Genomic DNA, 13,664 nt, shown 5'->3' on the forward strand with positions numbered 1-13,664 from the left:
GCCCAGATATTCCAGATTCACCTGGTGGCAGATGCCAGTCCCCGGTGGCACCACCCGGAAGTTGTCAAAGGCCTGCTGGCCCCAACGCAGGAACTCATAACGCTCCTGGTTGCGTTCCATCTCGATGGCGACGTTGTCCTTGAAGGCAGACGGATTACCATACTTGTCCACCATCACCGAGTGGTCGATGACCAGGTCCACCGGCGACAGCGGGTTGATCAGGGCCGGGTCTTTACCCGCCTGCTTTACCGCCTCGCGCATGGCCGCCAGATCCACCACCCCGGGCACCCCGGTGAAGTCCTGCATCAGCACCCGGGCCGGGCGGAACTGGATTTCCGTGTCGGAGCCCCGGTCTTTCAACCATTGCACCATGGCATCAATGTGAGAGCGGTCGACCGTGGTGTCGTCTTCGTTACGCAGCAGGTTCTCCAGCAACACTTTCAGGGAGAACGGCAGGCGGCTGAGATCGCCCAGGGTGTCTGCTGCCTTGGGCAGGCTATAGTAGTGGTACGTCTTGCCACCCGCGCTCAGGGTGGAGAGGGTATTCAGGCTGTCTTTGCTTGGTGATGTGTTCGACATACGTTGCCTCCTCGTGGAGTTTGTCTGGTAACACTCTATCTACTAACTATTGCACCGATAAGTGAGACTTCAACCGGCGACGATGAATGTTCGACATTTCCTTGGTGAATAGTCACTTGCGTTGACACGGCCGGCAATCTGAACAATGCAGGCCTATGGTTTCAATCCAACGCCACCCGACACCACAGGCGGCAACTTGACCAAGGTACCTTCCATGAACCTGCCAGGTATCTCTGCTGATGACTCACTCATGTTGTTGCGCGCGGCAACCGAGTTGTCGTTCAGCTCTATACTGGTCACCGACGCCCAACACCGGATTCTCTATGCCAACCCGGCCTTCTGCGCAACAACCGGGTATAGCCCGGACGAGCTGGAGGGCCAGAACCCGCGCATTCTTCAAGGGCCGCTGACCGACAAAAGCGTGATCGAAAAGTTGCACTATGACCGGGACACCACCGGGCACTTCACCGGTTCTACCTTCAATTACCGCAAGGGTAACCGCCGGCTGAGCTGCGGGGCACCGGAATCCCGCAGTGTGAACACAATGGCTGCGACCCCCTGCCAGTTCTGTCATCATTAGCGCCTGTTTTCTGACGGACCAGGATCCTCTCCGTGAAGCACGATTGTCATTACCATCCGGGCGACCCTGCCAAGTGGCATTGTGGCGAATGCCAGATGCACTATTGCAGCCGCTGTATGCCGGATGCCGATACCCGCCAGCGCCGGGCGCTTTGTCCCCGCTGCAGTAAAGCCATGCGTTATCTGGGCGCCGCCACTGAGGTGGTGCCCTTCTGGCAGCGGGTGGGGGCCTTTTTCCGTTACCCCTTCCACACCGATCCGCTGATTGTCATCGCCATCTGCACTCTGGTTCCTGTGGTGGCGCCGGCCAATATTATTGGCCTGATCATCTGGCTCGTGCTGGCCCTGGCTCTGTTCAAGTACACCTATGCGGTGATCAACCACACTGCGGAAGGCCATCTGAAACCGCCAGCGGTGTCGGTGGCGTTTACCGGCAGCGGTTTTGACATTGTGGTGCTGCAACTGCTGGTGTTTGTGCTGATGGGCGGTTTGGTAGGCGCCGCCGCCATGCTGGGCGGGCCGATACTGATGATGCTTGCGGTGGCGTTTGTGGTACTGGCACTGCCGGCCAGCATCATGGTGCTGGCCATGGAACGCTCGGTGGGCGCAGCTGTAAACCCCATGAACCTGGCGGTGCTGATCTCGCGCATCGGCACGCCCTACTTCCTGCTTTACGGGTACCTGATTTTACTCACCCTGGCTTCCGGCGCGGCGCAGGATTTTGCCGTGAACCATTTCCCCATGTGGGTGGCCCAACCCCTGGCCGGTTTCCTGAACAGTACCTTTACCCTGATCCTGTTTCACATGCTGGGCTACCTGCTGTTCCAGTATCAGGAAGAACTCGGATTTGCCTCGGACATTCAGGACGAGATTTCGGAAACCGACCAACACCAGCGGGATCGCAGCAGCCGGTTTGATGCCGATCTGGACATGAACCTGAAAGACGGCAACTACGACCGCGTGCAGAGCATGCTCAAGGAAGCCCTCAAACGGGACCAGACCAACCCTACCCGCATCGGCCAGCTCTACCAGTTGCTGACCGCCCGCAATGATGCCGAAGAGCTGTACCGCTACCACCCCAGGATTATGGCCTGGCTGGCCCAACGGCATGATGGAGACGGGTTGAATCAACTGTTACAGACGTTGCAGGTGGTGGAGCCGAGGTTCCAGCTGGACGACCCGGAACTGGCAGTGCAGTGTGCGGGCACCCTGTACCATCGGGGCCACCATAAAGCAGCTATCCGTTTACTGCAGGATTTCCACAAACGCTTCCCGGACAGCGATCAGCTGGCACCGGCCTACCTGATTGTCGCCCAGGCCCTCGCCAATGGCCTGCAGCAATGGGAAAAAGCCAGTGCGTTCCTGTCGTTCATCAAGAAGCGCTGCGTGAACCATCCGGCCCACGAGCACATTGATGTCTGGCTGGAACAGGCGGCGAACCAGCAACCGTTGAAAGGGCCAAAAGCGAGCTTTCAGGTTTCAGACTGAGGGCGTGCCTGCCACGCCTCAGCCGTGAACCTGCAACAGCTGCCGGTAATGGCGCGCTTTCGGCTCCATCTGCAGTTTCTCGAACTCCGCCACCAGTAGCCGGCAGGCTTCATTCACCATGTCCGGTTCGGCCTTGGCTCGCATGCGTTCAAACGCCTTCTCTGCGGCTTTGAAATCATGGCGCTTAAGGCTGGCGAACAGCACACGGTTGTGCGCCTCCGGCGTCAATGGATGATAGGCCTCACCCTTGCTCAGGTACTCCTGCCAGATATCCACCATCTGTTCCGGCTGTCGCCGGGCGATGGCGTCGGCCATCATTTCCTCGGCACGCAGCCGGTAGCTGTCCAGGTCCGGCCTTAATTTAGCCAGTTGATACAGGTGTTCAAGTAGTACGGGCCGTTCCGGATAACGTTCCCGCAACGCCTCGAACTGGCGCCGGGCCAGGTCGAACTCCATGCGGCCGAGGCTGGCCATGGCCTGGCCATAGGCCTTGGTGAACTGTTCGTCCTGTTCTTCCTGCTCCGGTTCGAAGAACTCTTCTTTCACCTGCAGCCAGCTCTGGCCCAGCATCCACACCAACCCGGCACCGGCCGCCAGGCCACCGGCGTGGGCCATATAGGCAATACCGGTGGCACCGGCAAACCAGTAGTCATAGATTTCCTTGCCCAGCCAGACCGGCAGCATCGCGATGGCCGGTGCCCGGAAATAGTTGAAGTAAACCCCCAGGAAGTAGAAGAAGCGGATGCGCTGCAGCCCGTAAATAGCCACATACATGCCCATCAACCCGGAAATGGAGCCGGACGCGCCCACCAGAGGCACCTGGCTACCCATGGAAAAGGCGGTGAATACCAAGCCGGACAAAGCACCGCAGACAAGATAAGCCACCAGGAATCGCCCCGGACCCAGCGCTTTTTCCACGGTAAAACCCAGCAGGAACAGGAACAGAAGGTTACCAATAATGTGGCCCCAGCCGCCATGCAGGAACTGGTAGGTAATGAGCGTGTACAGCGAGAGCTCTGCCGGCACCAGTCCCAACTGATAAGCACTCATCCGGCTGATCCACTGTTGCTCGATCGCCGAGCGCTGCTCCAGCCAAAGGTTGCGCTGTGCCGGGGCCCAGATCAGATCCCGGTTCTGCTGCAGATACTGGTAAAACTCACGATCCAGCAGCAACGTCACCGCCTGCCAGAGTGCTTCCTCATTTTCCTGAAGTTGCTGGAATTCCTGCAACTCCAGAACCCGCTGCTGGCTGCCTTCGAACTGGATTTCCCGCTGCAGGTAGTCTTCGTAGGCGGGGGCCTCCAGGGCCAGCAGATCGCTCTCCAGATAGTCTTCCAGTGCGGCTTCGAACTTGCGGTCGTCTCCGCCCTGGTAGAACAGAAAGACCAGCAGGCAGGCCATGATCAGGCCCAGGGTTACCCAGGGTGGGCGTTTCCAGTTTACGGCATTCTCGGCAGGAATAATCAGCATGGGCGGTCACAATTCATCATAATCTGTCCCTGAAAAGCTGCTTTTTACCACAGCGGGGCCTTCTTTTCCCGGTGTAATCACACAGTCACACAAATGCCATTCAATCGGTAGCTATAGAACCCGGGCGGCTATCGACCATTCGCCAATTGCCGTTATGGCCTCTGACATCAATAGTGAAGGGGACATAACAAAAAACGCCGGGCACTCGACTCGAGGAAGCAGCAAATGACCGTACTTGTTCTGGACAACCCCGATATGCTGGCCAACGCCGCCCTGGCCTTCGCGGGCACTAACGGGCAACTGGCGGCTGACGCCGACCGTCCCCACCGTACCCGATTCCACTACGGTTTCAACAAACACACTCTGGATGCCCCGGATATCGATATGCTCAAGCGGCACGCGGCCTATATCAAAGGGCACCCCGGCATGCAGGTTCGCATCCACGGCCACGCCGACAACTTTGGCTCTGCCGAATACAACCGGTTTCTGGCCCGGCTCAGGGCCAACGCCGTGGCCCGGCTACTAATTCAGGAAGGCGTGTCGCAATCGTCCATCCTGCTTGCCACCTGGGGCTCGGATCGCCCGCTGACCCGGCCGGAGGACCACGCCGCCAACCGGCGTGTGGAACTGGAATACCTGAGCCTGGACGTCGCCCGGGCGCTGTAATCGACAGAAACACAAACGGGGCCCCAAGGCCCCGTTCTTCAATGGCTGGACACCGTTTCAGCCATAAACCTGCCAGACGTTCCAGAACAGCAACAGTGCCGCAACCAGAATCGCCAGCCAGGTTAGCAGGATACCAATCATGCGTGCCCAATGTGGCCCGCCCTTGCCGTTGATCATTCCCCAGGCATGCAGAATGCGGCCCACCACCAGCGCCATCCCGGTCCAGTAGATCAGCGAACCGGAAACGCCATTGAGCTCGGCAATGGCGAGCATGATCAAACCCAGCGGTGCGTATTCCACAAGATTGGCGTGGGCCCGGACGGCAGCTTCGAACTCCGGATCCTCATTGACGCCCAGGCCCTTGCGGTATTTCAGCCGGTACTTGACCACCTGAGCCGACAACACCAGCAACAGCAGGCCGGTGACGGCCGCAAAAACAGCAGTGACAGGTACGATCATGTCAGCCCTTCTTGATCTTGTTGACGATGGCCAGCAGCAGCACGGCCCCGACTGTTGCGGTGACCAGGCGACCAATGGCACCGTGGGCCGACAGCTGCAACAGGCCAAACAGGAAGCCGCCAATAAACGAGCCGACAATCCCGATACCAATGTTGGCCAACACGCCAAAGCCCTTGCCCTTCATGATCAGCCCGGCCAGCCAGCCGGCCAGACCGCCAATGATCAGAAACCAGATCAGGTTCATTATGTCACTCCCCAGATGTCCAGAATCAGCGTCAGTTTCGTCCGAAAGACTGCCCTGTTTTCACTGGCTGTTCAAGCAGTTCCGTGGGTAAGTGCGAGGTCAGCAATGGCCTCTTCCATCTGTTGGCGACAACGGTGCATCAATTCGGGAATGTCCTCGCTGGTCATGCCCTGTGTTTCGACTGGCGGGAGAATCCGCAAAGGCACAGGCTCCCGTCGTCCGGTCCAGCCTCTGGATTTGCCATGGTATTCGCCCGCACACACCATGGTGATGGGTGCGCCAGCGGCAACGGCCATGTGAAATGCCCCTTTCTTGAAGCTACCCAGGCCACGGCCACGGCTGCGGGTTCCCTCCGGAAACACCCAGATGCTCTTGCGCTCTCGGTTAATGGCATCGCTGGTGGCCTGCATGGTGGCCACAGCTTTGGCCGCACGGCCGCGATTCAGGATGATGTTGCCTCCCAGCCAGAATACCTGCCCGAAGAATGGCACCCAAACCAGTGAAGATTTACCAACCGCCACCCCACGAGGCGGTAGCAAATCACCCATTACAAACAGATCATCGTTCTGCTGATGATTGGCGATAATCACGGTCGGCCGATCCTTGGGCATGTTTTCAGCGCCGTAGAGGGGGCGCTTCATTCCCAGAATACATCGGCCGATTCTGGCCACAACCCAGCCCAGGATGCGGTTGTTGTCAGGATTGAAAGGCCGAAAGAGGTAGAGCAACATCATAACCAGGCATACGACAGGAACGCTGAGCCAGGCCAGGATTTTTCGAACTTGTGACATTCTGTTTGATCCGATTCACTGCATTTTGGCGCACAAGTGTACGCCAACATCACAGAGCGGCGACAGTATCAATTTGTTCCATACCGTAAGCCGGCTTTGCCTCCACCACATAACGCAACGGGCCGGAAGCGTCCAGGCTGTCAAACGGGTAACAGGTGATCAATACCAGGGTATCCCGGGCCAGAGACCGTGTATCCAGAGACTCACGGGAACTGTCCACCACCCGGGTGGCTGTCACCTGATAACGTCGCCACTGCCGATCCATGCCCTGCAGCCTGACCGCATCGCCCGGTTCCAGATGCTGTAGATGCCGAAAGTGGGTATCACGGTGGCCCGCGAGCACCACCGGCGCACCGGGGCCTTCACTACCGGGCACCCGCCCCGGACCAAACGCGAGGCTTTCACCATGAACGCCCTCCAGCACGATCATGGACACGCCTTGTTCCGGTATATCCAGCTTCGCCACTGGCCAGGTATCGGCCCAGGGCCAGGGCCTTGCCTCGCTCTGTCGGGCCTGGCTCTCGGCCCAGGCCAGCTCCAGCATTTCCTGGGCCACCAGTGCCTTGAACGGAATCCACAAACCAAAGACCAGCAGGGTGGCGGAACAACCCACCAACAATAGCAACGCCCGGCTCATAGCGACTGCCTCCGGCTGAGCATGACAATGGCCAGTGAGAACATCAGCCCCACCAGCCCCAGGGCGGTCAGCAACGGACCGAAGGTGGCAGTTTGCGGGTAACGCAGCATTCCTGGCTGGCTGCCGGCCGGCAGCAAGGTGGGCACGGCCTCCTGATTGAGGGATTCCCCCTCTGGTCGGGATACACGTTCCTCAATGGCGACGAAGCTTGTGAACGGCGACATCACACCGTGGCTCAGTGATAACTCGACGATGGCCGCTTCATCGGGCTCAGTTCCCGCCAGGCGCGCGCTGTCCATCACTGCATCGATGCGCCCCCGGGCCCACTGTCGGTCCAGGCCCTTGCCCGGCGCAGCACTGGCAAGATCCAGGCTGGTGCGCCACGACCGGCCACCGGGTAAACGGCCGGAGACCGTGAGTTCCCCTTCAGCCGGTGCGCCACGAACCACCTGCACCATAGGCTGACCATGGAACAGATCCCCCGGTTTGGCCGGGACCGGTTGTGCAACAGTACCGGGCCATTGCACCTCGACATCCGTCATCACCGGCGCTTCCATGGCGGCAAACAGCTTACCCAGGGCTTTATCCACTTCCGCTGCGCTGTGTACCGCGGTGTACTGACCCCGGCCCCAGCGCGCAGCTTCCCGGAGAAAATGCATATTTGGAGCAGTACCAATGGCGACGGTAAACAGCCGGCGGTTTCCAAGCCCGGTGCGGATCTGATCGAACAGGGCCGATTCATTGCCGACAGCCCCGTCCGTCATGAACACCATCTGCTGCACATGGCCGGACGACTCCGAGCTGTCCATACCCATCGCCAGTGACAGCGCACCGGCCATTTCTGTGCCACCGTCGGCATTCAGATCCTGCACATAATCCCGCGCCCGAGCCAGATAGTGGCCATTGGCAGGCACAGGTTGCGTATAAAGGGCATGGGCCTGGCTGTTGAACTGGATAACATTGAAACGGTCACCCGGGCGCAGAGTGTCGAGCCCCCTCAACAAAGCCGAGCGAGCCTGACGGATAGACTCCCCGGCCATGGAGCCGGAGGTGTCGATAACGAACAGCAGCTCTCGGCGAAGAACCTGGCCGGTGGTTGCAGGCGGCATGACCATGGCCATCAGAAAATCCTCGCCTTGCCATTGCTGACGGAACAACGCGGCCGTCGGAGCCTGGTTGTCAGCGGGCCGCCAGCGCACAATTACATCCCGGTCCATCAGGATTTTCCCTTGTTCCGGCGCTACTGTTGCACGACTACCCTCCAGCTCGACCTGCAGTGGGTGGCTGGGGCTGGTCACCTCATCAACAGGCAATCCGGCTTCGATATCCAACTGAATGGTTGCGCGGTGACTGCCGGGGTTTACGTCATCCGGAAGCACCGTGAACGGACTGATTTCATCGGCATCGGCTACTTGCGTTGTGGGTAATGACCAGCCGGATTGCCATGCACTGGCGGGCGTGGCAACAGGGGCGCCCGGCATGTATCGGGGTGTAAGCGTGGTAGGCAAACGCAACTCGAATTCGCCATGACGATAGTTTACCGGCTGCTGATATTGCACTTCCACGGTCACTTCCTCGCCCGGTGCGATGTTGGCAATCCGGCTGGTGAACAGGTTAGGCCGGTTCTGCTCCACGGTCGCCGCTTTCTGGCCAGCCTGCTTTGCCTTTTCATAGTTCTGGCGAGCCTGGGCCCGAGGTTGTAGCTGGCCCACAATCCGCCGCTCGCCAACGGTCATGGTGAGGCCATAGACACTGGCCTGCTCCGGTAACGGAAATACAAACAGGCCTTCCTGCCAGACATCGCTGGTGTTGCGAAAGGTACGGGTCAGGTGCGTCTGCGCCAGCAACCCGGTCACCTGCACGTCAAACCGGCTGTCCAGTACCAGGGCCGGTTCCTGCCATGCACTTTTGCGATCAACCAGATACAGCTGCCCGGGCTGCTCGGATTCCATGGCGCGGGCCTCGGCATACAACGGATGCACAAACAACATCAACACCATGGCCAGCCAGAGGCCGATGCCCTCGGCGCAGCGGATCATGTTTCGTCTGGCCCGGGTCGACAGCAACGGTTTTAAGGAGGGACGGTGACATTCCGGCCGAACGACCGGGTGAGCAAGCAGCGATAGCAGCATCATTGGATTTTCCTTGTCTTGATAGTGATGCCACTATTTCAGCTCTGCCACGGGGCAACCCGATGGCAGAAACAGGCAGGCCGACGATGAAAAATGATGAATTATGGCAATGGCTTCTACATCGCTTGTGTGCCATGGTCAGCGTGATTTAATGGCACTGCGATTTCGTCAACAAGGCAGACTGAACCGACCATGAAGAAGCACATCGTCCTGATTGAGGATGAAGCCGGCATCCGCGACAACTATCGCGCGGCCTTCGAACGCCGGGGTTACCGGGTATCCACCTATGGCGACCGGCCAGCGGCCTGGCAGGTGCTGCGCCAGAGCCTGCCAGATCTGGCAATTATCGATGTCGGGCTGGGCGAAGAAGCCGAGGGGGGCTTTACCTTGTGCCAGGATCTGCGCAGCCTGTCTGCCACCCTGCCGATTATTTTCCTGACCGCACGCGACAGCGACATCGACTCCGTACACGGCCTGAGGCTGGGCGCCGACGATTACGTCACCAAAGACATGAGTCTGGAACACCTGCTGGCGCGCATCACCGCCCTGCTTCGGCGCGCGGAAGCCTGGGCCGAAGCTCTGCAGAAACCCGATGACATCCTCACGCGGGGCAAGCTGACCCTGAATGTGGACCGGATGACGGTAACCTGGCAGGGCCAGCCTGTGGACCTGACCGTAACTGAATTCTGGATGTTGCATGCCCTGGTTCAGCACCCGGGCCATGTACGCAGCCGCGAGCAGCTGATGGAAGCCGCCAGCACCGTGCTCGATGACAATACCGTGACGTCCCACATCAAGCGTATCCGCCGCAAGTTCAGCCAGCTCGATGACCAGTTCGACGGCATTCAGACCGCCTATGGCATGGGCTACCGCTGGAATGCCCGTGAGGTCTGAGTCTTGAGCCTGAAACGGCAGTTGCTACTGGCCAGTTTGCTGATGCTGCTGGTTCCCTGGGCCGGGCTACGCTTTGTGCTGGAACTGGACAGTGCCCTGCGCCAACAGGCCCTGCAGCAGCTTCAGGCCCAGGGTGCCCGTCTGGCAGACGTGGCCGGCGACCGGCTGCTGGATACCCCGGTCGCCACCGCCCAGGGCGCCATCTACGCAGGCAGTACCGACCAGGCCATCACCATCGATGGCTACGGCCATGAGTGGCCCGGATTCGACGATGGTGACCAGCCTGCCCCCTGGCAAACCGCCGGCACAACATCCCCGTTACGCTGGCAGGCCAGTCACGATGACCAGTTCCTGTATTTGCTGATCCAGCGACTGGATCAGGGCCTGGCGCTCTATAATCCCGCCCGCCCAGACCAGGCCCATGAACGCCTCGAATTATGGCTTCAGGCCCCGGCCCGGGAACTGGGCGCCCACAACCAGGGGCAACGCTGGTTTATCCGTGCGGTGGCCCCTGGTGACGTACCGGTGTACCGGGCTGAGCCGGCACAAGCCAGAGATCACCGGCTACAGGCCAGTTGGCAGGACAAAGGCGCAAGCTGGGAACTTGAACTTAAACTCCCCTTGCCATCACCAGGCAGCAGGCTTGGCTTTCAGGCCACCAGGGAAGGTCAGCCAAACAACAACACGGGCACAACACTGGCGCCACCACCGCTGCTGGTGCAACAGGACAACCGTCTGGAGCACCTGCTGAAGAGTCAGATCAGCCCCGGACAGCAGGCCACAGTACTGGAACCGGGGTCCTGGATACTGGCCCACAGTCGGGTCGCTGCGCCAGCCGCAGCCTCGGTGTTTGATGATTTGTCCCCCGGGCAGATTCTGGAACAGATCAGCCTCAACGCACTGAGTGGGCTGATTCGCCTGTATCAGCCGGAACCGATGCACTTGCCGAAGGAAAACAATCGGCTGGAGATGACGCGGTTGCCCGACAACGGTCTGGTTCGACACGACGATGGCTCGGTCTGGCTGGCCACGCGGCATGAGTTGTTCGGCGGCCGAATCCTGTTACTGGAGCAGTCCCTGGATCAGTTACTGACCCTGTCCGGTTCAACCCTGGGGAGCGTTCTGGCCCGGAGCCTGTTGATCATTCTGGCATTGATGCTGGTGCTTCTGGGTTATGCCAGCTGGCTCTCCTGGCGCATTACGCGGCTGCAGGCACTGGTTGAGGCCAGTGTCGATGACGATGGTCGCATTCTGGCCGCCATTCCCTCACCCCGAAGCCGGGACGAACTCGGGCAACTGCAGCAGCACTTTGCCCAGATGGTAGCCCGCCTGCAAAACTACAATCAGTATCTGGAGAGCTTTTCCAGACGCCTCTCCCACGAGCTGAAAACCCCGGTCGCGGTGGTGCGCTCTTCCCTTGAGAACCTGGCCCAGGGAGTCGCCGAGAAAGAACGGCAGCAATACCTTGAGCGTGCAGCTACCGCCACCGAACGCCTGCGACGTATCCTGCACAGCATGAGTGAAGCCGCCCGGCTGGAGCAGAGCTTTGAGGACACCGAAAAAGAGCCGTTCGATCTGGCCCGGGTGCTGGCCGAAGCCACCTCCGCGTACCAGCAGTTGGATACCGGGCATCGAATCGTTTATTCAGGCCCGGCTTCTGACTGTGTGATGAACGGCTCGCCGGAAATGCTGGTGCAGATGCTCGACAAGCTGGTGGACAACGCCAGGGACTTTACGCCAGAAGGCGGCGGCATTGATGTTTGCCTGCACATTCACGATGGCCATTACCTGATCGAGGTGTTTAACGAAGGCTCCCGACTGCCTGACCATGACGGCGTCGATATTTTCGGCGCGTTCGTCTCGCAACGCAGCGGTGCCCACGACGGGCATCTTGGCCAGGGCTTGCTGATCGTGCGACTGATTGCCGACTACCATGGTGGCCGGGTAGAGGCCAGAAACCAGCACCAGAGTGGCATTGACGGGGTCTGCTTCCGGGTTATCATCCCCGCTACCGAGGCCAAAGCAAGGACATTACCGTGAGTGCCGACACCAGCAGCCTGGATTTTCACCCGCTCCGGGCGGATCTGTACCAGGAACTTCATTCCCGACCGTTCCAGATTATTCCGCCCCATGCCCGGGTCACTCAGATTGCGGTGATCACCACACCGGAACAGCGAACCCGGCAGTTTGAACATCTCCAGAAACTGCACCGGCTGCTGGGTGAACCCTGGCCGGAGCAAGAGGTAAGCTGCTACGAACAGAGCTTCGGCAAGCTTCGGATCCGGCGTGAAGTGCATATGGAGTTTACCTCCTACACCTTCATCAATCTGGCCGATTCAGACGCGGATCCGTTTGCGGAAACCGGCTTGAGCCTGTTGCCGGACGGCTGGCTGGCGCAGCTGGAGGGTACCGTGGTGGGGGCCTTTCACGTTGAGGTGCGCGCCTCCTCAGAGGACGCACGCAGCGAGCTGGCCTTTATGCGCAAACATTTTGAAGGTATGCGCCTGGTGGGTAGCAGCCCGCAGGAAGGGGCAGCCCGGGTACTCGGCTCATTCCAGTTGCACAGCGACAATTTCGGGCGGTTCATGGTGCTGAACCACCATATGTCCAACAGCCAGCTTGGTCGCCTGGTTCAGCGTTTGATGGAAATCGAGACCTATCGACTGATGTCGTTGCTGGCCTTACCCGTGGCCCGGGAAATCACTCCTTCCCTGAACGACATGGATCAGCAGCTTGCCCGCATCACTCAGTCCCTGGCGGACAACGAGAGCCTGGATGAACAGCAGATTCTGGCCGAACTGACCAACATCGCAGCCCGAATCGAAGCCTACCGTGCCCATACCACCTTCCGGTTCTCGGCAACCCGGGCCTATCACCGGCTGGTACTGACCCGACTGGAGGAACTACGAGAAGACGAAGTCTCCGGCCATCTGACCATCACGGAATTCATGACCCGGCGCCTGACCCCGGCGGTAAAAACCTGCGAAGCCGTCAACGAACGCCTGGAAGATCTGTCACGCCGGGTCGACCGGGCCTCTGAAATGATGCGCACCCGGGTTGAGCTGGCCATCCAGAGCCAGAACCAGCAACTGCTCAGTTCCATGGACCGCCGTTCCCGCATTCAGCTGATGATGCAGCATACCGTGGAAGGCTTCTCTGTGGTGGCCATCTCCTATTACCTGATTGGCCTGTTGAAACTTGGGCTGGACGCCCTGAAGGGCACCGGGCTACCGATCAACGAGTCGCTGGTGACAGCCCTGGCCATACCGGTGGTGATGGTACTGGTGTTCATCGGCATCCGCATCATCCACCATCGTTTCATCCGCATGGCACGCCGGCAGTAGCGGTTCAGCAGAAGCGCGGGTCGCCGGCGAACTGGCGATAGAACTGCTGGGCAGTGCGGCCATTGCGCACGCCCTTGCCGGTGGCAAAACGCACCGCCTCCAGGTGCAGAGCTTCACGGTCCTGTACCTGGGAAAACAGCAGATCCACCGCCTGCAGATAGACATCCTGCGAAAACGGGTAGAACGACAACTGAAGACCGAACCTGTCGGCCAGCGACACCTGCTCCTCAATAGCCTCGGCCGGATGCAGTTCGCCATCCCGGACTTCGCTTTTGAGGTTGTCGCTCATGAACTCCGGCATCAAGTGGCGCCGATTAGACGTGGCATACACCCGCACATTCTCCGGCGGCAGCTCCAGTGAGCCTTCCAGCACGCTTTTCA

14 protein-coding genes are annotated in these 13,664 nt (G+C 59.7%); 6 read left to right on the plus strand and 8 right to left on the minus strand.

Features of this window, described 5'->3' with window-relative positions; all coding sequences use genetic code 11:
• Window positions 1-579: aconitase family protein (locus tag B3Y70_RS09965; protein WP_288589721.1), on the minus strand; the 579-nt coding region annotated here is incomplete at its 3' end.
• Between the two features lie 196 nt (window positions 580-775).
• Between B3Y70_RS09965 and B3Y70_RS09970 the strand changes: the two genes are divergently transcribed.
• Both B3Y70_RS09970 and B3Y70_RS09975 read left to right on the plus strand, forming a co-directional pair.
• Entirely contained in the window at window positions 776-1,159 is a 384-nt protein-coding gene (locus B3Y70_RS09970; RefSeq protein ID WP_273031674.1) for a PAS domain-containing protein, read from the plus strand.
• A gap of 32 nt (window positions 1,160-1,191) precedes the next feature.
• Entirely contained in the window at window positions 1,192-2,646 is a 1,455-nt protein-coding gene (locus B3Y70_RS09975) for a hypothetical protein (protein ID WP_288589723.1), read from the plus strand.
• Between the two features lie 18 nt (window positions 2,647-2,664).
• Here the strand turns inward: B3Y70_RS09975 and B3Y70_RS09980 are convergent, their stop codons facing one another.
• On the minus strand, window positions 2,665-4,116 hold the full coding sequence (locus B3Y70_RS09980) for a rhomboid family intramembrane serine protease (protein WP_288589724.1): 1,452 nt from the start codon (window positions 4,114-4,116) through the stop codon (window positions 2,665-2,667).
• Window positions 4,117-4,341: 225 nt separating this feature from the next.
• Here B3Y70_RS09980 and B3Y70_RS09985 point away from each other — a divergent pair, with 225 nt between their 5' ends.
• Complete coding sequence (locus tag B3Y70_RS09985; RefSeq protein WP_273031668.1) at window positions 4,342-4,782, plus strand: OmpA family protein; 441 nt, start codon at window positions 4,342-4,344, stop codon at window positions 4,780-4,782.
• Between the two features lie 57 nt (window positions 4,783-4,839).
• On the opposite strand, the gene B3Y70_RS09990 is transcribed toward B3Y70_RS09985, so the two are convergent.
• The 5 genes from B3Y70_RS09990 to B3Y70_RS10010 all read right to left on the minus strand — a co-directional run bounded on the left by B3Y70_RS09990 (window position 4,840) and on the right by B3Y70_RS10010 (window position 9,048).
• Entirely contained in the window at window positions 4,840-5,241 is a 402-nt protein-coding gene (locus tag B3Y70_RS09990; RefSeq protein WP_011787087.1) for an MAPEG family protein, read from the minus strand.
• A 1-nt stretch (window position 5,242) separates the two neighbouring features.
• Window positions 5,243-5,485 carry a GlsB/YeaQ/YmgE family stress response membrane protein gene (locus tag B3Y70_RS09995; RefSeq protein ID WP_011787088.1) on the minus strand — a complete coding sequence of 81 codons (243 nt, stop codon included), beginning with the start codon at window positions 5,483-5,485 and terminating at the stop codon, window positions 5,243-5,245.
• 71 nt (window positions 5,486-5,556) lie between these two features.
• Window positions 5,557-6,276 (minus strand): lysophospholipid acyltransferase family protein, encoded by a 720-nt coding sequence (locus B3Y70_RS10000; RefSeq protein ID WP_011787089.1) that lies wholly within the window; start codon window positions 6,274-6,276, stop codon window positions 5,557-5,559.
• A gap of 49 nt (window positions 6,277-6,325) precedes the next feature.
• The gene (locus B3Y70_RS10005; protein WP_011787090.1) at window positions 6,326-6,913 is read right to left on the minus strand and encodes a class GN sortase; all 588 of its coding nucleotides are present in this window, start codon (window positions 6,911-6,913) and stop codon (window positions 6,326-6,328) included.
• Window positions 6,910-9,048, minus strand: coding sequence for a marine proteobacterial sortase target protein (locus B3Y70_RS10010; protein WP_288589725.1), 2,139 nt, complete (start codon window positions 9,046-9,048; stop codon window positions 6,910-6,912). The genes B3Y70_RS10005 and B3Y70_RS10010 overlap by 4 nt, the downstream gene beginning before the upstream one ends.
• Before the next feature lie 189 nt (window positions 9,049-9,237).
• Between B3Y70_RS10010 and pdsR the strand changes: the two genes are divergently transcribed.
• From pdsR to B3Y70_RS10025, 3 genes are read left to right on the plus strand one after another with little or no spacing between them, the layout of a single operon-like run.
• On the plus strand, window positions 9,238-9,939 hold the full coding sequence (gene pdsR / locus B3Y70_RS10015) for a proteobacterial dedicated sortase system response regulator (RefSeq protein WP_121207879.1): 702 nt from the start codon (window positions 9,238-9,240) through the stop codon (window positions 9,937-9,939).
• 3 nt (window positions 9,940-9,942) lie between these two features.
• Window positions 9,943-11,979, plus strand: coding sequence for a proteobacterial dedicated sortase system histidine kinase (gene pdsS, locus B3Y70_RS10020; protein WP_286894575.1), 2,037 nt, complete (start codon window positions 9,943-9,945; stop codon window positions 11,977-11,979).
• Entirely contained in the window at window positions 11,976-13,283 is a 1,308-nt protein-coding gene (locus B3Y70_RS10025) for a DUF3422 family protein (RefSeq protein WP_022993258.1), read from the plus strand. Before pdsS ends, B3Y70_RS10025 begins: the two co-directional genes overlap by 4 nt.
• Window positions 13,284-13,287: 4 nt before the next feature.
• Here B3Y70_RS10025 and B3Y70_RS10030 read toward each other — a convergent pair.
• Window positions 13,288-13,664, minus strand: a 377-nt coding sequence (locus B3Y70_RS10030; protein WP_288589726.1) for a DUF815 domain-containing protein, incomplete at its 5' end; no start/stop codon positions are given.

It is taken from the genome of Marinobacter sp. UBA5687 (genome assembly GCF_002420325.1).
GTDB classification, from domain to species: domain Bacteria; phylum Pseudomonadota; class Gammaproteobacteria; order Pseudomonadales; family Oleiphilaceae; genus Marinobacter; species Marinobacter nauticus.